18 protein-coding genes, 1 pseudogene and 2 CRISPR repeat arrays are annotated in these 18,789 nt (G+C 70.1%); of the genes and pseudogenes, 5 read left to right on the top strand and 14 right to left on the bottom strand.

What is annotated here, in order from left to right; all coding sequences use genetic code 11:
• Window positions 1-81: 81 nt before the first annotated feature.
• From M4D82_RS10490 to M4D82_RS10445, 10 genes are all read right to left on the bottom strand, one after another.
• Window positions 82-252, bottom strand: a complete 171-nt coding sequence (locus tag M4D82_RS10490) for a hypothetical protein (RefSeq protein WP_249765786.1) — start codon at window positions 250-252, stop codon at window positions 82-84.
• 75 nt (window positions 253-327) lie between these two features.
• Window positions 328-480 (bottom strand): hypothetical protein, encoded by a 153-nt coding sequence (locus M4D82_RS10485; protein WP_249765785.1) that lies wholly within the window; start codon window positions 478-480, stop codon window positions 328-330.
• Window positions 481-487: 7 nt separating this feature from the next.
• Window positions 488-985: a hypothetical protein gene (locus M4D82_RS10480; protein WP_502988900.1), complete on the bottom strand. Its 498-nt coding sequence runs from the start codon at window positions 983-985 to the stop codon at window positions 488-490.
• Window positions 986-1,184: 199 nt separating this feature from the next.
• Window positions 1,185-3,284: a hypothetical protein gene (locus M4D82_RS10475; RefSeq protein WP_249765784.1), complete on the bottom strand. Its 2,100-nt coding sequence runs from the start codon at window positions 3,282-3,284 to the stop codon at window positions 1,185-1,187.
• 78 nt (window positions 3,285-3,362) lie between these two features.
• Window positions 3,363-4,307 (bottom strand): hypothetical protein, encoded by a 945-nt coding sequence (locus M4D82_RS10470; RefSeq protein WP_249765783.1) that lies wholly within the window; start codon window positions 4,305-4,307, stop codon window positions 3,363-3,365.
• A 682-nt stretch (window positions 4,308-4,989) separates the two neighbouring features.
• Entirely contained in the window at window positions 4,990-5,238 is a 249-nt protein-coding gene (locus M4D82_RS10465) for a hypothetical protein (protein ID WP_249765782.1), read from the bottom strand.
• Between the two features lie 26 nt (window positions 5,239-5,264).
• The gene (locus M4D82_RS10460) at window positions 5,265-5,600 is read right to left on the bottom strand and encodes an RRQRL motif-containing zinc-binding protein (RefSeq protein ID WP_249765781.1); all 336 of its coding nucleotides are present in this window, start codon (window positions 5,598-5,600) and stop codon (window positions 5,265-5,267) included.
• Window positions 5,597-6,682 carry a hypothetical protein gene (locus tag M4D82_RS10455; RefSeq protein ID WP_502988899.1) on the bottom strand — a complete coding sequence of 362 codons (1,086 nt, stop codon included), beginning with the start codon at window positions 6,680-6,682 and terminating at the stop codon, window positions 5,597-5,599. The genes M4D82_RS10460 and M4D82_RS10455 overlap by 4 nt, the downstream gene beginning before the upstream one ends.
• Window positions 6,679-6,951, bottom strand: coding sequence for a hypothetical protein (locus M4D82_RS10450; RefSeq protein WP_249765780.1), 273 nt, complete (start codon window positions 6,949-6,951; stop codon window positions 6,679-6,681). The genes M4D82_RS10455 and M4D82_RS10450 overlap by 4 nt, the downstream gene beginning before the upstream one ends.
• On the bottom strand, window positions 6,948-7,217 hold the full coding sequence (locus M4D82_RS10445) for a DUF6284 family protein (RefSeq protein ID WP_249765779.1): 270 nt from the start codon (window positions 7,215-7,217) through the stop codon (window positions 6,948-6,950). Before M4D82_RS10445 ends, M4D82_RS10450 begins: the two co-directional genes overlap by 4 nt.
• A gap of 252 nt (window positions 7,218-7,469) precedes the next feature.
• Between M4D82_RS10445 and M4D82_RS10440 the strand changes: the two genes are divergently transcribed.
• Complete coding sequence (locus M4D82_RS10440) at window positions 7,470-7,856, top strand: barstar family protein (protein WP_249765778.1); 387 nt, start codon at window positions 7,470-7,472, stop codon at window positions 7,854-7,856.
• Window positions 7,857-7,919: 63 nt separating this feature from the next.
• Window positions 7,920-8,324: a hypothetical protein gene (locus M4D82_RS10435; RefSeq protein ID WP_249765777.1), complete on the top strand. Its 405-nt coding sequence runs from the start codon at window positions 7,920-7,922 to the stop codon at window positions 8,322-8,324.
• A gap of 62 nt (window positions 8,325-8,386) precedes the next feature.
• On the opposite strand, the gene M4D82_RS10430 is transcribed toward M4D82_RS10435, so the two are convergent.
• From M4D82_RS10430 to M4D82_RS10420, 3 genes are all read right to left on the bottom strand, one after another.
• On the bottom strand, window positions 8,387-10,876 hold the full coding sequence (locus M4D82_RS10430) for a tyrosine-type recombinase/integrase (protein ID WP_249765776.1): 2,490 nt from the start codon (window positions 10,874-10,876) through the stop codon (window positions 8,387-8,389).
• Window positions 10,873-12,045, bottom strand: coding sequence for a tyrosine-type recombinase/integrase (locus M4D82_RS10425; RefSeq protein WP_249765775.1), 1,173 nt, complete (start codon window positions 12,043-12,045; stop codon window positions 10,873-10,875). Before M4D82_RS10425 ends, M4D82_RS10430 begins: the two co-directional genes overlap by 4 nt.
• A gap of 116 nt (window positions 12,046-12,161) precedes the next feature.
• Window positions 12,162-12,500 carry a RapZ C-terminal domain-containing protein gene (locus tag M4D82_RS10420; protein ID WP_249765774.1) on the bottom strand — a complete coding sequence of 113 codons (339 nt, stop codon included), beginning with the start codon at window positions 12,498-12,500 and terminating at the stop codon, window positions 12,162-12,164.
• Between the two features lie 750 nt (window positions 12,501-13,250).
• Between M4D82_RS10420 and M4D82_RS10415 the strand changes: the two genes are divergently transcribed.
• Window positions 13,251-14,381 (top strand): helix-turn-helix domain-containing protein, encoded by a 1,131-nt coding sequence (locus M4D82_RS10415; protein WP_249771667.1) that lies wholly within the window; start codon window positions 13,251-13,253, stop codon window positions 14,379-14,381.
• Here the strand turns inward: M4D82_RS10415 and M4D82_RS10410 are convergent.
• Window positions 14,365-15,141, bottom strand: a complete 777-nt coding sequence (locus M4D82_RS10410) for a GntR family transcriptional regulator (RefSeq protein WP_249765773.1) — start codon at window positions 15,139-15,141, stop codon at window positions 14,365-14,367. The two genes, M4D82_RS10415 and M4D82_RS10410, sit on opposite strands and share 17 nt — an antisense overlap.
• A 344-nt stretch (window positions 15,142-15,485) precedes the next feature.
• Window positions 15,486-16,186: direct repeats of the CRISPR family, unit length 29 nt.
• A gap of 275 nt (window positions 16,187-16,461) precedes the next feature.
• Here M4D82_RS10410 and M4D82_RS34570 point away from each other — a divergent pair.
• Together M4D82_RS34570 and M4D82_RS10405 are read left to right on the top strand one after the other, a co-directional pair.
• A pseudogene (locus M4D82_RS34570) lies at window positions 16,462-16,548 on the top strand (glutamine synthetase); the annotation flags it as partial.
• 295 nt (window positions 16,549-16,843) lie between these two features.
• A CRISPR array of direct repeats spans window positions 16,844-17,300; the repeat unit is 29 nt; unit sequence CTGCTCCCCGCGCCTGCGGGGATGAACCC.
• A gap of 313 nt (window positions 17,301-17,613) precedes the next feature.
• Complete coding sequence (locus M4D82_RS10405) at window positions 17,614-18,786, top strand: MrcB family domain-containing protein (protein ID WP_249765772.1); 1,173 nt, start codon at window positions 17,614-17,616, stop codon at window positions 18,784-18,786.
• Window positions 18,787-18,789 lie beyond the last annotated feature (3 nt).

Below are 18,789 nucleotides of genomic sequence, written 5' to 3'. Positions count from 1 at the left end.
TGGATGCCTCCAGTTCACTTTGTCGGTACTGGATGAGGGCGGCCCCGGACTTTGCCGAGACGGGGGCCGCCCTTGTTGGTGTCAGTGGCGGGTGTGGTCGGTGGCGATGTCGGTGAGGCGCTTGGCCTCGTCGGGCGTGACGTGACGGAAGCGCACGCTGACCCCGCATCCCGAGTACGGGCAGTGGACCGTGTGCTTGCCCGCGATCAGGGCGAGGGCGTCGGCGATACGGGCGGGCAGAGGCTGACTCATCGGGTGCCTTTCAGCGCTGGTTGAAGGTGCCGCTCATGCGGCCTAAAGCACTGGTGGTGTGGGTTCTGGGGGCGGTCAGAAGCCGTTGTGGGCGGCGGCGCCGGGGCACTCGTAGCCGGGGCAGTCGCAGCCCTGGCATTCCTGGCACTCCTCGGCGTCGCAGTCCTCGCACCAGTGGTGGCCCCGGCAGTCGTACTGGCTGCAGTCGTCGCAGTAGGTGTCGTCCATGGATCTCCTAGCGGTTGTTGAGGGTGCCGCTCGCGCGGCCGAAGAGGCCGGTGGCGGTGATGTGCTGGGTGACGTGCTGGACCGGCGCCGCCCCCCGGCCGGTGCCGCGAGCGGCGCGCAGGAGGAGCGGGGTAGCGGCGCCGGCGCCGATGAGGGCGACGGCGGCCCAGAGAGCGTTGGCCATGGCGAGGATCCCGGGGGCGGCGTAGGAGATCCCGAAGCCGGCGGTGGCGATCCCGCCCCCGACCGTGGGCGCGAGAAGCGCCGTCGTACGAGCCCACCGAGGGATCGGCTCCACCCTCCGGGCAGGTTCCGGTTCGACGGTGGGCGGGGTCGGGCCGTGGGTGTAGGCCAGGGTGCGGACCCCGTTCGGGAGAGTCACGACCTCGACCCCCGGCGGGAGTTCCACGACCGGTCCCGGGTTCGGGTGGGTCGGGTTCGGGTGGTGGATTCGGGTCGGGTGGTGGGCGGGTCGGGTGGTGCCCGGGTGGATGGGTTCATGCACGACTGGCTCCCTTGGGCGGGCCGGGCCGACGGGCCCGGCCGGATCGTGTTGGTGCCTGTCATCTGCCTGTCATCCGGCCTGTCACCTGTCACCTGTCTGTCACCTGTCATCCGCAGGTCACAGCGGGGGTGACAGGCTCCCCGCCCCCGGAACCGGGGTTCCCGGGGAGGGGGTGACAGGTGACAGACAGGCGGTCGGGTCAGTTGCCGGTGTCGCTGTCGGGGAGGTGGGTGCGGTGGACGTAGCGGGCCTTGCTTCCGTCGCCGACGCGGGTGATCTCGCCGGCCTCGGCCCACTCCTTGAGCCACTTCTGGATGACCGGCCGCCGGGTGCCGTGGGCGTTCCTCAGGTCTCGTTCCATCGCGGACGCTCCGGTGCCGGCAGGGCCGGCGGCGATGATCAGGTCGAGGGCGGCCTGTCGGGCGTCGGGCGCTTCCGCATCCCGTACCGGACGGTCCGTGGTCCAGGACGTCGGGTCGGACCAGTCGGTGCCGTCCACCGCGGGGGTGGTGTGGGTGCCGGGTTCGGCGGCGGGCAGGTCGAACATCGCCGCCAGTTCCTCCGGCCCGGGGGTGACCACCGGGCGGGGCTTGTCCCACCCGGCCGTCGCCTTCCACTCCCGACCCGCCCCGCCCACCGCCGCACCCCCACCACCGGTGCCGGTGCTGCCGGCGGTGGTGGTGGCGAGGGGCTGGGCCCACAGGTGGCCGGAGCGTTCCAGGCTCCACCGCTCCTGGTAGGCGGCCCCGGCGGCATCGAGGGATGCCGGGTCGAGGGCGGGTCGGCGGGAGGAGGTGGCGCGGGCGATCGCCTCGATGACGGAGGGGGTGATGCGCCAGCCCTGGGCCGTCTTGGGCTGCTTGCCCTCGGTGCCGACGAGGAGGGATCCGGGGCCGGAGAAGGAGTTTTCGGCGGACAGGGCACGCCAGCCGAACATGTGGCCCAGTTCGGAGTCTTCGGTGGCGCCGGTGCACACCCGGTTGGAGGCCATCTTGCGGACCATGGGGTCAGGCAGGACGTCCTGGGTGACGCGCAGGACAGAGACAACGGCACGGATCGCCATCGCCCGCGCGATACGGATGACCTCGGAGATGCCCGCCATGACTTCGCGGGCTTCGCGGGTGGCGGACACCTCGGCGCCCTCGTCCACGACGATGACGATCTCGGGAATCGTCGGGGAGACGGGAAGCTTGTCGTCGTCCTGGTCACGCATGTGCTGCTGGTAGGCGACCTTGCGGGCCTTGGCGATCGCCACGGCCGCCTTCAACATCAGCTTCGCCTCGGCCGGGGTGGAGGCCAGCCAGTCCACGCCTGGTGCGGGGACGTCCTGGGGGTTCTCGCGCCAGGCGTGGAGCCAGGGCAGGCCGAGGCTGCCGGCGTTGAGGTCGATGACCCACACCAGCGTGTCGTTGGTCTGGAGCAGGCGGGCGATGAGGGTCTGGAGCCAGTTCGTCTTGCCGCTGCCGGTCGGGCCGGCCACGATCGTGGACGCCTGCCGCATGTCCAACTCCGCCCGGCCCCCGTCCGACAACAGGGCGATGGGGGAAGGGTTGTTGACCGTGACCGTCTCCCCGATCTCGGAGAGAGGGAAGGGCAGTTCCACACCACGCCAGGTCTTCGTCGCGACCTCGATCAACAGACGCCGTCGGGAGACGCCGGGGAGGACCTGGAGGCCGCATCCGTCGGGAAGGTCGAGGTCGGAGGCGAGTGCGTCGGCGCGGTCGGCGATGGCACGCCGGGTGGTGCCGCCCTCGGGCAGCTCCACCTCGACGGTGTAGCCCATGCCCGAGGTCCACTGCTCGATCCCCGGAATGGTCACGTTCTCGACCCGGCAGACACGGTTGATGCGGTCGATCCATTCGGCGGCCAGCGCGCGGCGGGTGCCGATGGTCAAGAGCATGCGGCGGCGGGCCTGCTCGGTCTCCTCGTGCGCCGCGAACCCCGCCGCCAGGGTCCCGGTTCCGATCGCCCCGGCCGCGAGGACGCCCAGGTTGGTCAGGGTCATCGGTCCGCCGTTGGCCAGCGCCCAGCACGACCAGCTGCCGGCGGCCGTCCAGGCGGCGGCGCGGAAGGCGACGGTCGCGCCGGTGAGCCGGTTGCGCCAGCCGGCCACGGACGAGCCGATTGCCCCGGCCGCGCCGGCGGCCAGCGCGAACCCGGCGGGCATCCCCACGCTGTGGGCGAGCGCCGTGGTCACCAGCGTCCCGGCCGTCGCGTTCAGGCTCCCGGACAAGACCCCGTGCGGGGCCTTCCAGTCCACCCGCATGCCGTCCTTGCTCTTCTTCTTTTCGCTGCTCACAGGGTTTCTCCTCCGAAGACAGCGGCCCACCCCCACAGGTTGTGGGGGCGGGCCGAAGCAGTGGTGCGGGGGGTGGGGTCAGCCGACGTTCCAGCGGCGTTCGCCCTCGATGCCGTTGCGGGGGTTCTCGTTGCGCTCGATGTCGTCGGCGTGGACACGCCGGTAGACGACACCGACCTCCTCCAGGGCGCGCACGACGCGACCCATGGCCTGGTAGCCCTCGCCGATCTCCTCCACCACCGACCCGTGGACGGGCAGCTTCTCCGAGGAGAGTTCCGCCAGCACCCGCAGCGTTTCCTGGACGATCTCCATCGCCTGGGGAAGGTCGTCGATGAGGGCCTGGAACTGGGACATGTGCTCGGGGTCGAACGTGGACGCCGCCTGGAGCATGACCTCGGCGGCGTCCGACAGACGGGCGAACGCGGTACCGGACTCGGACACGATGCCTCCAACAGGTACGGGGACGGCCCCTTCCAGGGCGACGGGCTTGGTCTGGACGGCCGGGAGGACCGGCGCGAGCACCGACTCCTTCGGCCTGTTCGGATTACTCACCTGCTGCGCGGGCACGGCCACCTCGACGCCCGCGCCCTTGGCGGGCTGTTCGCCGCGGATCACCGCGTCCCGGGCGGCCCGCACCTGACGGGCCCGCCCGGCCAGACGCCGCCACACCTCGATCCCGCGCCGGATCCCGACCCACGGCCGCTTCCAGTTCCACAAGGTCGAGGCCACCCCGACACCGGCCGCGATCACGCCCGCGCCGGTCATCCGGGCCGCGTGCCGAAGCGCCGACCGACGCAACGCCTTCTCCCGCACCCCCGACAACGAGCCGGGACGGATCGGCTCACCGGCCGCGTCCAGACCGGCCGAGCGGCGGGCCTTGGCCTCACCCTTCGCCACCCGCGCCGCCGACCGGCCGGCCGCCTTCTGCGAACGGGCCGGGGCGCCCTGGGTGTAGTGGGCGTGGCCGGCCTCGATCGCACGGGCCACCGCACCCGCGGCGGCCCGCCGCATCCGGCCCGACACACCGCCCTTCCCACCGGCGGACCGGAGCGTGCCACCAGCGGTGCGGGGAGAGGGGGTCGAGGACGAACCGCCGCCCGCGCGGCGGTCCGACCCGGGTCGACCGCCGGCCGGTGTACGAGCACCCGCGGCCGGAGTCTTGCCGGGAGTCTGTGCCGGTCCGGCCGGGTGCGGGCCTGCGGCCCGGTCGGTGCCTGTGCGGCGTCCGAGGTGACGGGCCGCGGCCCGCAGACCCGACGAGGACGGCCTCGACGCCCGCGTCGCCGACCCGCCACCGGCCGCGCCGACGCTGGCCGAGGAGGTACGGCCGCTGCGGCTGGTGGTGCGTTGGGTGGGGAGGGTGGTGCGGTTTTTCGCGCGGCGGGACGCGATCTTCCTGGCTACCCCGGTCACGGCGGCGGCGCCCACTATGGCGCCGGCCGCGGCCAGCCCCGCCGGGCCCACGGCCACCGCACCGGCCGCGACCGCGCCCAGGGCATTCGCCCCGGCCACCGCCAACGGAACACCCGGCACCGCGGCACGAGCATCGACACCCGACGACGCGGGCGAACTGGAATCGGATGGCACCTGAGGCACCACCTCTACGACGGTATCCGTCATGCTGAACAGGCCCCCTTCCAGGGAGCGAAAGGGGCCCGGCCGCGAGCCTCCTACAGCAACGGCCGGGCCCCGCCTGTGGGCAGGGTCAGAGCTGGTTCGGCTCCAGGCTGAAGAAGATGGTGTTGGCGCCAGCCATCTCCGGCTGCTGCGCGGCGACATGTCCCCGGATCGCCATGAAGACGTCGAAGCGGGACGAACCGGCGGGCGGGGTCCACGTCCCGTACTGCGTGGTCATTGCCCGACCGGGCATCTCCAGGGTCAGCACCCACATATGCGAACCCTGAGAAGCGGCCGAAGTGCCGGTGGCGGGGGTGGAAGAGGTCTTGGAGGTCACTGGAACTCCTTGCAGGAGAAGGGTGTTCAGGCAGCGAGGGGCGGGGCGTCGGCGCAGGTCACGCACGTGCCGAGGGAGGTCGGGATCACGTAGCCGGCGTCTCGCTCACAGGCGGGGCACGTGCGGCGGGCCGTGTTCGCCCGCTCCAAAGCGGCCCGGCGGGCCGGGGTCATCGGTCGGACCGGGCGGGCGAGGTCGACCCGGTAGAGGTAGGCGACCAGCGGCCCGCGCCGGCGACGCGGGCGTTCGAGCTGGGCGACGACGTCCTGACCGCCGGGCCGGAGCCCGGCGGCGCGGAGCTGTCGGCGGGTGGCGAGACCGTCGGGGGCCAGGCGCCACCGGTAGACGGGCAGGCCGGTCATCGGGGGGACTCTTCCTGGGCCATGAGGGTGGCCCAGGCGCTGCGGACGCGGGATTCGCCGCCGGTGAAGCCCGCGTCGCGGAACGCGGTCGCGGTCTGTCGGTAGGACAGGGGCGGGTCGGCGGCGTAGCGCAGGTGCCGTAGGACGACCACGATCTGTTCGTCCGTGAGCGGTTCGTCCACGGCGGGGGTGGGGACGCCTGCGATGGCGGCGAGTTGGGCCAGCGTCACGGGCGGGACCGCCGGTGTGACGGCGGGTGTGACGCCCTCCCCCTGGGGGGTGGGTGTCGGGTCGCTGACCTGCGTGTCTTCCCCGTCACGGGTGTCCGTGACGGGCCCCTTGTCGTGGGTCGGTTCGGGGGCCGGGGGGAGGGCGGGCGTCACGGGTGCCGTGACGGCGTCACGCTCTACCGTGACGGCCGTGACGGCCTCGTCGGGGGGTGTGACGGTGATCGCGAACATGTCGCCCAGGGCGACGTCCGCGCCGGTGGTGATCCGCTCCCGCTGGACGTCCAGGAGCCGTTCCCCGAGCGTCGTGTCCGTGGTGCCGACCTTGCGGGCCAGGCGCCACGACGCCCGATCGGATCGCTCCCGGATCTTCGCATCTGGGTGATTCGCCGCGCGGGCCCGGTGGTAGGCGAGCGCCTGGACCACGGCGGCGGCTTTGGCTTCGGCTTCGGCATCGCGGCCGTCGAGGTGGACGACGATCCGGCGGGCCAGGAAGGCCATGCCCTCGGCTGAGACGGACATGCCCAGCGGAGTGATCGCGTAGATGACCGTGCGGGCCCCGTCGGGAGCCGCGACGGCCGACATGACCGACGCGGCGACGGGCAGCGCCCACAACCCGGCTCGGACCACGACCGGGGAGGCCTGGCCCAGCATGGTCAGGCCTAGCAGGACCAGCGCGAGGACGGCGGTGGCGCCCTCGCCGGCGGCTACCGCGCCGAGGGCGGTGCCGGAGTTGTAGGCGCCCTTGATGTTGGAGTACGTGCCGTAGCCGCCGGCCGCGCCGGTGACGAGCATCGGGGCGAACGCCGCCCCCAGAACCCACTTCTGGGGACCGGTCAGGACACGGCCGGTCACCGGAGGTCCCCGTCCTTCTCGTCCTTGAACAGGCGGTAGTCGACGGGGTCCTCGGCGGTCCGGGTGCGGATCGCGTCGGCGGCCAGACTGGGGTCCCGGCTGACGGCGCGGTTCGCTGCGATGATGATCCGAACGGTCAGGGCCCGGCGCTCCAGCAGCCGGAAGTAGAGCCGCTCGTCCGCGTCCGCGATCGAAGGCAGCGGCACGCTCAGGGCCTCCACGATCGCGTCCAGCAGTTCGACGTGAGCCGCTTCGGTTCGCTTGTTCATGCCGCGTCCCCCGCGACCTGCGTGCCGGCGGCGCGGTTGGCCGCGTCCCGCCGGGCACTCAGGACCCGGTGGTGGGCCCGGCGGATCCGGCGGCCGTCGAACTCCGACGCCGGCCGGTCCAGCAGGACGAGCAGCGCGTCCAGCAACTCGACATCGGCCAGGACGACGGGCATCTCGGCCTCGATGGCTTCCAGCTCCGCGTCCGACGGCTCCAAACCGTCGGACCACGGCGTAACAACGTCCTGAAGTGCAGCGATGTGCTTCATGAGTCGTGTTCTCCCTAGCAGGTGGACGGCTCGGCAGCCCTCGGCGCGGGAACGCCGGGGGCTGCACTTCTTGGGGGCTAGCGGTTCACGACCGGCTTGCGCAGGTCGCGGTGGTGGAGCGTGACGCCGTGCCCGGCGGCCGTCAGGCGCTGGGCGAGGACGAAGGCGAAGGTCGCCGCGCTTTTCCGGACTAAGCGGAGGCAGCCAAAATTGAGGGGACGCTGCCCCGGAGCTGCACGTATCCTCCGAGCCGTGACACCGACATACGTGCTGGACGGCAGGCAGATCAGGACGCTGGAAGACTTCTGGCGAGTCATCGGCGAAGCGATCAACGGCCCCGGGGGCTACTTCGGCCGAAACCTCGACGCCTTCGCCGACTGCCTCAGCGGTGGCTTCGGAACTCCGGACGACGATGACTACGTGATCGAGTGGCGCGACCACCAGGTGTCTCGCCAGCATCTCGGCTATCCGGAGACAGCCCGCCAGCTGGAGATCCTGCTGTCACGCTGTCACCCCACGAACCGCCCCTCGTTCAGCGCCGACCTTGCCGCAGCGAGACAAGAGCGCGGGACCACTGTCTTCGATTGGCTGATCGAGATCCTTAACGATCGCGCTCCTGGCGTTCTGCGACTCCGGTGACTGGTCATAGGGGCGCCCTGTGCAACACACGGAGCAGGAGCCAGGTCGTGTGAGAATCGCGCGGTGGAGTGCGACGTGTGCGGGCGTTCGATGCTGCGGTGGCCGTTGGAGCCGAACCGGTGGGCGGAGGAGATCTGGTCCTGCAGCTGGTGCTTTGCGGCGACCCATGTGGGCGGAGAGTGGTTCGAGCTGTCCCGCCCGCCGTATGCGCCTCCGGACAGGCGCTGGGAGACTGCGATCGCAGAAGGGTTGGCTCCGGACTCTGTTCACGCCTTCGGCTCGTTCGAGAAGACGCTGTGCGGAATCGAACTCCCAGGCATGTCCCCGTCCGACTACATCTGGCTGCCGGAACGTCAGAGCGCCTGTAGTGACTGCTGGAAAGCTGCGCTCGTCATCGACGAGCGTTGGCCGCGCGAACTGCGGGACGAGCACGCACGGACCAGCATTGTGAAGCAGTTGCCCAAGTAGGCAGCGTGTCCCCGCGTGGTGGCCCCGCCCCCAGCCGGGGCCACCACGTCGGCTTTGTGGGGTCAGATCCGGTGCTCAGGCAGTTCCGCTTCCGGGATGGGCAGCGGAGCGTGGTCAGTGAAGACAGGCATGCCAAGTTCGACCAGTTGAGGCCGTCCGTCGGCCGGAGCCCGGCTGAGGCTGTTGAGCTTGGCGGTGGCAGCGTCGAGGCTCACCTGGAGCCCTTCCACTTCACCGAGCCAGCCGTTACCACGGGCCTCGCGGATGCGGTCGCGGAGGTTCTGGATGATCTCGATGAGGCGGCCACGCTGGCGGGGATCAATCTGGAGGACCGGGCAGCGGATGCAGGCGTGTTCGTGCTTGCACGGGGTGCCGAAAGGCCGGCCGCAGGTGCCGAGGGAGACCTTGCGCAGCTCAAAGTGCTGCTGGAAGTCGCGCCACTCCCGGTCGGTGGGCTCGCGGTATTCCTCCTGAGGCCGATCCGCGCGGCGCCGGTCCAGGAAGCCGCGGTAGGTCCGCACTAGGTCGTCTTGGAAGACGGCGAGGTATGCCTGGGTGGTGGTCAGCGTCTTGTGGCCAAGAATCCGGGCGGCAATGTGGACGGGCAGGCCGCCGGTGACGGCCTCGGTGGCGAACATCCGGCGGAAGTCGTGCGGGGTGTAGCGCAGGGGCTCGCCGACTGCATCGCGCAGGCCGGTTGCGACGAGGGTGCGGTCGAGGAGGCGTTTGATGGCGGTCTCGTTCATGACCTGTGCCTGCCAGTAGGGCCGGCGCTGAAAGAGGTGGGGGAGTTTCGGGCCGGTGACGCGTTCGTGGTGGTCATAGCGGGAGACCAGCGGGATCTTGCCGTCGTTCGCATCGCGCAGCCGTTTGACGATGGTGGCCAGGACGCTGGCCAGCTCGGGGCTGACCAGCAGGAGCCGTTCCTCGTTGCTCTTGGACGGCACGATCTGGAGCAGCGGGACGATCTCGCCGGTGTCGGGGAGCTTGTAGGAGACCAGGGCGAGGTGGGTCAGCTCGGTCAGTTCTTCAGCACGGACGCCGGTGTGCCGGAGGGTCTCGATGGCCGCCCAGGCCCAGAAGGCGTCGTCTTCGACGATGCTCTGGTTGATCCGGCGTCCGGTGCTGTCGACCTCCTTGATGTAGACGTGCTGGGAGCCGTGATCCAGGCGGCTGGGGATCTGGTTGACCTTGGGCAGAATGCGCAGGTAGCGGGTGCCCTCGTGCTCAAAAACCTCTTCGAAGGGGGTGGCTCGGGCGGCTTCCAGCAGCGCGGCTGCCTCGCTGCAGACGCGCTTTGCGGTCTCCAGCAGGACCGGCAGATGGGGCAGGCGTTCACGGACGCGCTGGTGCATCCGCGAGTGGACCTGGGCGACGATCTTGTGGTTGCCCGCGCCGTCGCCGCGGGTGATCGGGCTGGGGACTGCCCACTGAGCCCAGAACGGGTCGTCGTGGGCCCATTCCTGGATGTCCAGATAGAAGCCGCGGACGCGCATCATCACGTCGATGCGGGAGCGGCGCTCACGCACCTGCCCGCTCTTGTCGGTGTAGGTCGTCAGCCGTTCTTTCCATCCGTCGACCACGTCCTGCGGCAGGCGCAGGGTGTCGATGCCGGGATGGTGGGCCTCGATGTCCGCCCAGAAGACGCCCGCCAACTCGCTCACCAGCCCGCGGAAGGTCCCGTAGTCGACGCCTGGACGGCGCTCTTCGAGGTAGCGGACCAGCATATTGCGGATGGGCGTGGACTGGAGGTTGTAGGCGTCGACCAGTTCCGCGGTGGGCCGCTGGCCGTGTCGCAGCGCGTCCTTGAGGGTGTCCTTGGAGTCGATGACGCCGATGCCGCGCAACAGGTCCCAGGCGGGGTGGGTGCCCACATAGGCTTCGCCGCGGTCCCGGCGGGCGACAGCACGCAGGTGGAAGATGTCTTCGCCGGTGAGTTCTTCCAGGTCACGTCCGGTGTGCAGGATGATCGCGGAGATCACCCGCAGGCCCTGGTCGATGTGCCGTGGCGTCATGCCGAGCTCGGCGCCGTACTCGCGCATGCGGTCGAGTCTGCCAGCGGGGAACATCCGCTGGACGTCCTTGAGGAGCGTCAGAGCCTTGAAGCGGCGGAGGAAGCCGTGGCGGGGCAGCACGATCTTGCTGATCATCAGGCTGTTCAGGCCGATGAGGATTTCGCTGCGCCGGGACCCTTCGCAGCGTGAGTCGCCCGTGGCCAGGGCGCCGACCCACTCCTTGCCGCGGTCGGCGTCGGCGGCCAGCCATCGTGCCTGCCAGCCCTCCCCGGGGTGGGTCAACAGCCAGTCGAGAATCTTCGCCGCTCCGGCGAGACGCCGGGTGCCGGGAGCAACCCCGCGGCTGTACGTTCGCTGCGGCCAGGCCGGCAGGGTGGGCAGCAGGGCGAGGACCTCGTCCCGGCTGAGCAGGTCGTGCGGGCCGATGCGATCCTCGTCAGCTTTCAGATCGTGCTCGACGAACAGCGGCCGCGGCGGCGTAGGGCCGGTCCCGGCTCGTCGAATCGAGTTGGCGCGGCGTGGTGCCTGGCGGGTCATGCCGCACCCCCGCCGAAGAGAACGTCCAGATCGCCCGCGTCGTAGCCCACTGCGACGGGTGGGGCGGGCCGATTCGCCCGTTCCTTGAGCTCGGCCAGGTGCTCTTGAACACGTCGGATGACCTGGGACTCTTCTTCCACCAGGTAGACATCGGCCGTCGTATTCAGGTGGGCATGACCGAGGATGGTCTGCACGTCCCGCAGCGACAAGCTCTCGTCGCGAGCCATCCGCAGGGCGGCAGTGTGCCGCAGGTCGTGCATCGACCAGTTCGTGCCCAGCAGCGCGTTGACCCTGCGGAACACCGCGCGCAGAGCCTCGTAGTTCATGGGCTGGTAGGCCAGCCCCTCACCGTGGTCCCGGCGGCGAAGGGTCCACCACAGTGGGAGCTGGGGATCGGCCGGCGGTCCTTCGGCGAGGTAGAGGCGGGTCCAGACGAATGCCTCCGGGCTGGTCGGCAACCACTGCTCTGCCAAGGTGCCCTTGCGCACGACCCGCATGAGCTGGTCGCCCCAGTCCAGGTCGACTCCGCGAACACCCAGCAGCTCCGACGCGCGGGCGCCGTTGCTGACCGCCAAGGCCAGGATCGCTCGGTCGCGGTTCGAGCGAAGAGCCTCGAACAGCTCGTTCCACCGCTCGTCCGGCATCTGCCGGGGCCTGCGCCGGGGAACCTTCGGGTTGTAGCGCAGGCGCCCCTCACCCCGTCGGAAGGGCTCCAACGGGTTGTGATGAGCATGCGGCCGACGCCGGTCGGACCGCGCCAGCGGTACGGGGTTGACCAGTGGACCGCCGCCCGACTCGATCCAGAAGTCGTAGAAACTGCGCAGTACCGCGTTGCTGTGCCGGATCGTCCGCGGCTTGTAGCGGTCATCCAGGTACGTCTTCTTCGTGATCGGATTCGTGGTCCCCGCAGTCGACGCGGAGTGCGTACGCGCCGACCTGCGCGGCTTCGTCGCGGCCCTGAGCCACAGGACGAAATCCCGCACCTCCGCCGAGGTCGCGCGGTTCCACTCGACATTGACCACCCGTAGCCACCGCCACCAGCGCAGCAGGTCGTAGGCGTAGCTGCGCACGCTGCCGGTCCGGTTGTCCCGGGCGATGAAGTCGATCAGGAACCTGCGGACCGGCTGCACGACCTTCCCCTCCTCATCGAAGACCAGCCAGGGCACCACACCTGGGTCCGTAGCCACCCGCCCCCAGCGCGGGAGCTGGATGGTGCGGACGTCACGGGATTGCTCGTTCAACTCCGTTGCGCTCCTTCGTCGTCGAGATGCGCAACGTCTACCGACTAGACCAAGCGAGGGATGCGCATCCGCCCGGCGTGTCCTTCCGTAGTCCGGTCAACGACTCGGTGCCGGCCCCCGGCACACCCAACGGCCACGGTGACGCCCCCGCCGGCCGGACCGGCCTCGAAGGCCTCGACCGCGAGCACGGTGGCGCCGATGAGCGAGTCGATCCCGGGGGTGATGAGCACCGCGCGACGCACGGGCTCGTCCTCGGCGGACAAGTGCCTCAGGTCCGGGGCGAAGTGCGGGTCACGGAAGTGCTCCCGCAGGTCCAAGGTCAGATGAGCCGCGGGCGGCTCGGCGTGCAGGTAACCGAACGAGACGATCTCAACAGCAGACAACGCGAACCCCTTCCGGGACCGGAACCTCCGGCTCCCCGCCACCCCGCCCGTACACCGCCGAGCGGCGGACGGGCGGAGGAGGCAGCTGGCCACGGCGCGATCAGCGCCGCGGTGAGTGTGGGTGACGCGAAGGGCGCGGCCGGCCGTACCGGTCCAGTACGGCGGGCGCCCGCGGATGTCGATGGAACACGGGAACCTCCACAACGGGGAGGGGTGAGGCTTCGCCGGACGCCGTTGCCACGGCGTTCCGGTCCCGAGCCTGAGAATCGGTGCGTCATCGTCACTGCTCTGACGCCAGCAGGGCGGCGCGTACCGGGTGGCACCCCCAGCGGAGCGGGGTGTTCTCCAGAGCCGGAACGCACAAGAAGGTGTTGCCGCCGGCGACTACCCGTCGCCTTGGGGACGGGGATCACGCCCCGTCACGTCTGGATTGACACTCTCTTGAGTTCTCAAGTAACTGCCGCTTCCTTGAGGTCCCTTCCGAGGACCCTCCGGGCGTGCCAGACGAACCTGGTTGGCCCCCCAGGGGCTCAACTGGTGCGCACCAGAAGGATGGCATCTGGTGCGCACCAGATGCAACCCCTTCGCTTCGGGCGAGGTGTCGAAGTGCTGTCCGGCTTGACTTCAGGAAACGCCGGAAGTGGGGTCGCCGGTAGCCAACTGGGGTTAACCTCAAGGGTGTTAACCCGCTCCCACCTGCGGCGACTTGGTTGACCGCCCGGGTGGAGCACTCATTCGGAGGCGATGTACGTGGGGATGGGCTTACGGTCTGCTCGGAAAGCGCGCGGGTGGTCGCAGGACCGCCTGATCTTCGAGATGGAGCGGTACGCGCAGCAACGGCTCATGGAAATCGCGTCCACGGCCAGCCTGAAGACCTACGTCTCGGAGTGGGAGAACGGCAAGCGCGCCATCAGCGAGCGGTACGCCACGATCCTGCGACCCTTGCTCGGCGTCACCGATGCTGAACTGCGCGGCGAGACCGAAGGGCTGAGCTTCCAGCAGGCGGACGGGTACGAAGACCTACTCGACCGGATCGACTCGGCGCGGAGCATCAGCGAGTCGATGGTGCAGACGTTCCTCGATCAGACGGAGCTGCTGCGGACGATGGACCGGCAGATGGGCGCCGCCGGCCTTGTCGACCAGGTGACAGGCCATTTGGCCCGCATGGAGGACGCGCTGACGTTCGCCGTGCTCCCGGGCACGCGTCGCCCCATCGCCACCGCGTTGGCCGGCGCTGCGACGCTCGCGGCATGGCAAGCGCTGGACGCCGGATCCGTCGAGCGGGCATGGCGGCAGTACGAACTCGCGAAGCGCGCCGCCCAGGACGCCGACGCTCCGCTGTACCTGGCGCACGCGATGGGTGAGCAGGCCTACGTGCTGCGCGATGCCGGACGTCCGGCGATGGCGGTGGAGCTGATCCAGGACGCGCAGCGCACGCACGCCGAGCGGCAGTCGCCACGGCTCAAGGCTTGGCTAAGCGCGGCTGAGGCAGAACTGTGCGCCACGGTAGGCATGGATGCCGACGCCCGGCGGGCTCTTGAGAGGGCAGCGGCCATGCTTCCTGGCGGAGACGAGCCCCGGGACGCTGACATGGCAAGCATCTTCCTCAACGGGGGCCACCTCGCGCGTTGGCGCGGCAATGTGCTGGCGATGCTCGGTGACAGCGAGGCGATGGAGGAGTTGTACGCCGCGCTGGGCACGGCCGACCCGTCCTTCGTACGCGCGAGGTCCGGCCTCCACAGCGATCTCACACAAGCGCACCTCGCCCGCGGTGAACTGGACCAGGCGCGTTCGCACCTTCAGCAGGCGCGACTGCTGGCGAACCGCACAGGTTCTGTGCGGTACCGCCGGCGCGTCGAACTGCTCACCGGCCGGCTATAGGCCGCGACGAGAGCAGATGCAGCAGAGCGACAAGCGTTCCGGACCCCATCAACTTGCCGTCGGCCATCAGCGCCGAGATCTCATCCAACGGGATCCATGCGACGTGCCCGGCCTCTTCGGCGTCGGTCGGCTCCCCCACCTTCGTGGCACCCCGAGCAACGAAGATCTCGTGTGGCGAGTCGACCATGCCGATCATCGGCTGATACGTGACCACGTGCTCAACCGACGTCGGCCGCCACCCGGTCTCCTCCTCGGTTTCGCGGGCGGCCGTGACCGCAGCGTCTTCGCCCGCGTCCACGATGCCGCCGGGCAGCTCCCAACCCCACTGCTCCGGAACGAACCGGTAGCGCCACAGCATGAGCACGCGGTCCTGCTCGTCCACCACAGCCGTGATCGCCACGCGGAAGAGCCGGACGACGTGGTGCTCGAAGCGCTCGACGCCCGGCGGCTCGACGTCCACGAGGTCGAGGTTCACCCAGCGGTTTTCGTAGATGCGGCGAGACCCGTGGATCTTCCAGGACTCCATCTCGCCGGGAACGGGAACGTTCGAGCCGCCCACGATGCGGTAGGAGCTGCGGTCGTACGCCCTGATCAGGCGCTCGCTCGCGAGCCGGGCGAGCACCTGCCGCAGCGCCGTACGGCCGATTTCGAGTTCGGCGCTCAACGTGCGCTCGGATGGCAGCTTGTCGCCGGGGGCGTAGCGGCCCGACTCGATCCAGGATCGGATCGTCTCGTAGACCCTCTGCGTCTTGGGTCCCATCCTCGGCGCACACTCCCGGATTGTCGGCTGCTGCTCGCCAGCGTAACGGGGGAGAAGCACGGATGACTCAGCCATAGGGATCTCTCTCTCGCTTTCGGGGTCGCCCTGGACGGCGGCTGCGGACGGGGCAGCGAATGGAGACCCAAGAGCGCCTCCGGGTGGGGGGTGCGGCCAACCCCGTGGCCAGGCTCGGCGTCCGACGCGCACTGGGACGGCCAAGCATCAGATCAAATATCGAATGAGTAGAATTAACCTCGTTTCAGACTTAAGATTCCGGAATGCCGGATTCTGTGGAAGTGGTTCAGAATCACGACTGAGCCAGATATCGTCGCAGCTCAGAAAGACTGCTCCCCGCGCCTGCGGGGATGACCCCGGGCAGAACCGGGCGTACGCCCTGATGCACCTCTGCTCCCCGCGCCTGCGGGGATGACCCCCTCCGCGCCGGTACCGCGTGCGCGGCCTGCGGCTGCTCCCCGCGCCTGCGGGGATGACCCCCGCCGCGCCCATCGCTCGATGACTGTTCCCGGCTGCTCCCCGCGCCTGCGGGGATGACCCCGAGCCGGCGTAGCCGTAGGTATCCGACCAGACCTGCTCCCCGCGCCTGCGGGGATGACCCCGAGGCCGCCCCGGCGGACGTTGCTGCGGTTTTCTGCTCCCCGCGCCTGCGGGGATGACCCCAGCTCCGCGCCCTCGAGAACCGGGAGAGCTCACTGCTCCCCGCGCCTGCGGGGATGACCCCGCTGCCGGGCGGGTGACGGGCCTGGAGTGCTGGCTGCTCCCCGCGCCTGCGGGCATGACCCCGACGCACCGGTAACCCCCCTCCCGAAGTGGATCTGCTCCCCGCGCCTGCGGGGATGACCCCGCCCGCTACGACCTGACCCTCCTGGACCGGGACTGCTCCCCGCGCCTGCGGGGATGACCCCCTTGGCAACGGCCAGGACCCATGGCCGGACGCCTGCTCCCTGCGCCTGCGGGGATGGCCCCATGCTCACCGGCCAGACATCGCTGCCAGCGAGCTGCTCCCCGCGCCTGCGGGGATGACCCCGAACTCGGGGACTGGAACGCGTCTAGGAGCCACTGCTCCCCCGCGCCTGCGAGGATGACCCCGAGACGGCCGTGATGGTGGACGCGGTGCCGATCTGCTCCCCGCGCCTGCGGGGATGACCAGTCCTGCCCCACTGGCAAGGGCTGTCTCCGGGCCGTCTCTGGGCCGTCCGAGGGCGGCCCGGGGTCACCAACAACGGCCAATGACGGCCGCTCGCGTGCGGGTCACAGCGGGTTCAACGGGGAAAGTGCCAGGTGGGCGAATGGGGGCATGACTTCCTCCGCAACAAGAAGCAGGAGTGGGAGGAATACCGCAGCGAGGTCACGGCTTTCGAACTCCGCAAAAACCTCCCGGTCCTCTAACCCAGGCGCCCGACGACATCCACCCCCGGGCCGGTGCCCCCAACCACCGGCCCGCACCCGTCTCACCCCCCAGGTCCGCCTGTGGGCCGCCCGACACGGAACCTGACGTCCGTGAACCCCGGGGTCTCCGTGCAATGCACGCAGCCGGCTCGGCTCACACCCGCTCGCCGCGACCAGGCAAGGGTTGCGCAGTGGCCGCTCGGCCGCCCTCTGAGGGCTTTTACTCCGGTATGCCGGATTCAATGAAAGTGGTTCAGAAAGGCGGCCACGTCGGATATCGTCCCAGCTCAGCAAGTCTGCTCCCCGCGCCTGCGGGGATGAACCCAACGACGTGCCGTACGACCGGACCAAGCGGTACTGCTCCCCGCGCCTGCGGGGATGAACCCCTTCTCGTCCGCCTGGGCGAAGTCGCCTGTCCCTGCTCCCCGCGCCTGCGGGGATGAACCCGCTGCAAGCGCCTGGGCGGGAAGGACCCCGTTCTGCTCCCCGCGCCTGCGGGGATGAACCCGACCCGCGGTTCCCCGAGCCCGACGAGATCATCTGCTCCCCGCGCCTGCGGGGATGAACCCTGTTGGCACTGGTCGCCGAGCTGGCGAAGGAACTGCTCCCCGCGCCTGCGGGGATGAACCCCCGCAGGTCCGGACTACGAGCAAGCTGTCATGCTGCTCCCCGCGCCTGCGGGGATGAACCCGGGGCTGACGGCAGGCCGTTCGGAACTTGTGACTGCTCCCCGCGCCTGCGGGGATGAACCCTCGAACGCGGCGAACGCCCCCAGCCCCTACCTGCTCCCCGCGCGGGGATGAACCCGCCTGAATCGCCCCTACGACGCTTTGCGTGATCTGCTCCCCGCGCCTGCGGGGATGGACCCGACTATCAGGGTGGCGTCGATTCGATCATCCGCTGCTTCCCGCGTGTGCGGGGATGTGCCTGCCTCGGCGGGTCAGGGGTGTGTGACGTCTCCTGGCCAAGCGGCTCCGGTGCTTTGCGTGGGCCGTGCGGTTTTCGGCGGTGGCTCGGCTTCGAAGGGTGTTTTCGGCGGCTGGGCGGCGGTCTACGCTGCGGCGTGTGGATGATCTTTTGGGCAAGGTGCTGGATCTGCAGGGCGTGTGGACGGCCTCGAATACGGACGAGATGCGTAGGCGTGGCGTCCATATACGCCAGGACCTTCCCGCGCTGCTGAAAGAGCGCTCGGCGGGATTGGCCGACGCGCTCGGGGTGTCGGTCGACGAGTTGGGCGTCGAAGGCCGTGACGGGACCGGCCTCAAGACGGAGATACCCTGGGTGCGGGTCTTCGGGCGGGAGCGGTCGCCGAGTGCCACGACCGGCTGGTACGTCGTCTATCTGTTCAGCGCCGGGGGCGAGCGCGTCTACCTGTCCCTGAACCAGGGGACGACGGTCTGGACCGGCGGCGAATTCAAGGCCCGCAAGGTGGCGGACCTCCAGGCCCGCGTCGGATGGGCCCGGCCGCACTTCGCCGAGCAGACGGTGGGCCGGACGGATCTGCGGCGAGAGATACGACTGGACGCGCGCACCTCCCTCGGTCGCGGCTACGAGCCGGGCAACGTCATCGCCATCGAGTACTCCAGGACGGCCCTGCCCTCCCAGGACGTTCTCATCGCCGATCTGCTCTACATGCTGGGCCTGCTGAGGACGGTCTACGAGGCCGAGCGCCTGGCCCCGCACATCCCGGGCGACCCCACCCCCGAGGTGCTGGAAGCCGAGCGCAGCGCCGCCGTGGTGGCGGGTCGGCGCAACCGCCGCGAGGCGAGGCCGGCGCCGTCCGGGCAGGGCTTTCGCCTCACCGCGGCGGAGCGGCGCGCGATCGAGCGCCGCAGCGTCGCCGCGGCGACGGCCTTCTTCGAGGCACAGGGGTGGTCGGTCAAGGACGTCGGGAACCGGGAGTCCTACGACCTGCAGCTGCAGCGCGGCGACGAGCGCCTGCACGCCGAGGTCAAAGGCACCACGTCGACCGGCCACGACGTCATCCTGACCCGGGCCGAGGTCGAGAAGCAGCGGCAGTACTACCCGGACAACGCCTTGGTCGTCGTCCACTCCATCGTGCTCGACCGCACGTCGAAGGAACCGGTGGCCTCGGGCGGCGTCCTCGTCTGCACCTCCCCTTGGAGCATCGCCGACGAGGACTTGACCGTGATCTCCTACGCCTACCGCACGGCGCTCGGTGGCGACGCGGCGCGCCGCGACCTCAACGCCGCACTCAACGTGGCCACGAGAGGGTGACGC

This window comes from Streptomyces sp. RerS4 (assembly GCF_023515955.1).
Classification (GTDB): domain Bacteria; phylum Actinomycetota; class Actinomycetes; order Streptomycetales; family Streptomycetaceae; genus Streptomyces.
Note: the sequence above shows the minus strand (reverse complement) of the source record. Positions and strands in the feature narration are given on the sequence as shown.

Coding starts and splice junctions, on each gene's coding strand:
- M4D82_RS10430 (WP_249765776.1), bottom strand. CDS start 10,876: ATGACCCGCCAGGCACCACGCCGCGCCAACTCGATTCGACGAGCCGGG.
- M4D82_RS10410 (WP_249765773.1), bottom strand. CDS start 15,141: ATGGGACCCAAGACGCAGAGGGTCTACGAGACGATCCGATCCTGGATC.
- M4D82_RS10490 (WP_249765786.1), bottom strand. CDS start 252: ATGAGTCAGCCTCTGCCCGCCCGTATCGCCGACGCCCTCGCCCTGATC.
- M4D82_RS10445 (WP_249765779.1), bottom strand. CDS start 7,217: ATGAAGCACATCGCTGCACTTCAGGACGTTGTTACGCCGTGGTCCGAC.
- M4D82_RS10460 (WP_249765781.1), bottom strand. CDS start 5,600: ATGACCGGCCTGCCCGTCTACCGGTGGCGCCTGGCCCCCGACGGTCTC.
- M4D82_RS10485 (WP_249765785.1), bottom strand. CDS start 480: ATGGACGACACCTACTGCGACGACTGCAGCCAGTACGACTGCCGGGGC.
- M4D82_RS10450 (WP_249765780.1), bottom strand. CDS start 6,951: ATGAACAAGCGAACCGAAGCGGCTCACGTCGAACTGCTGGACGCGATC.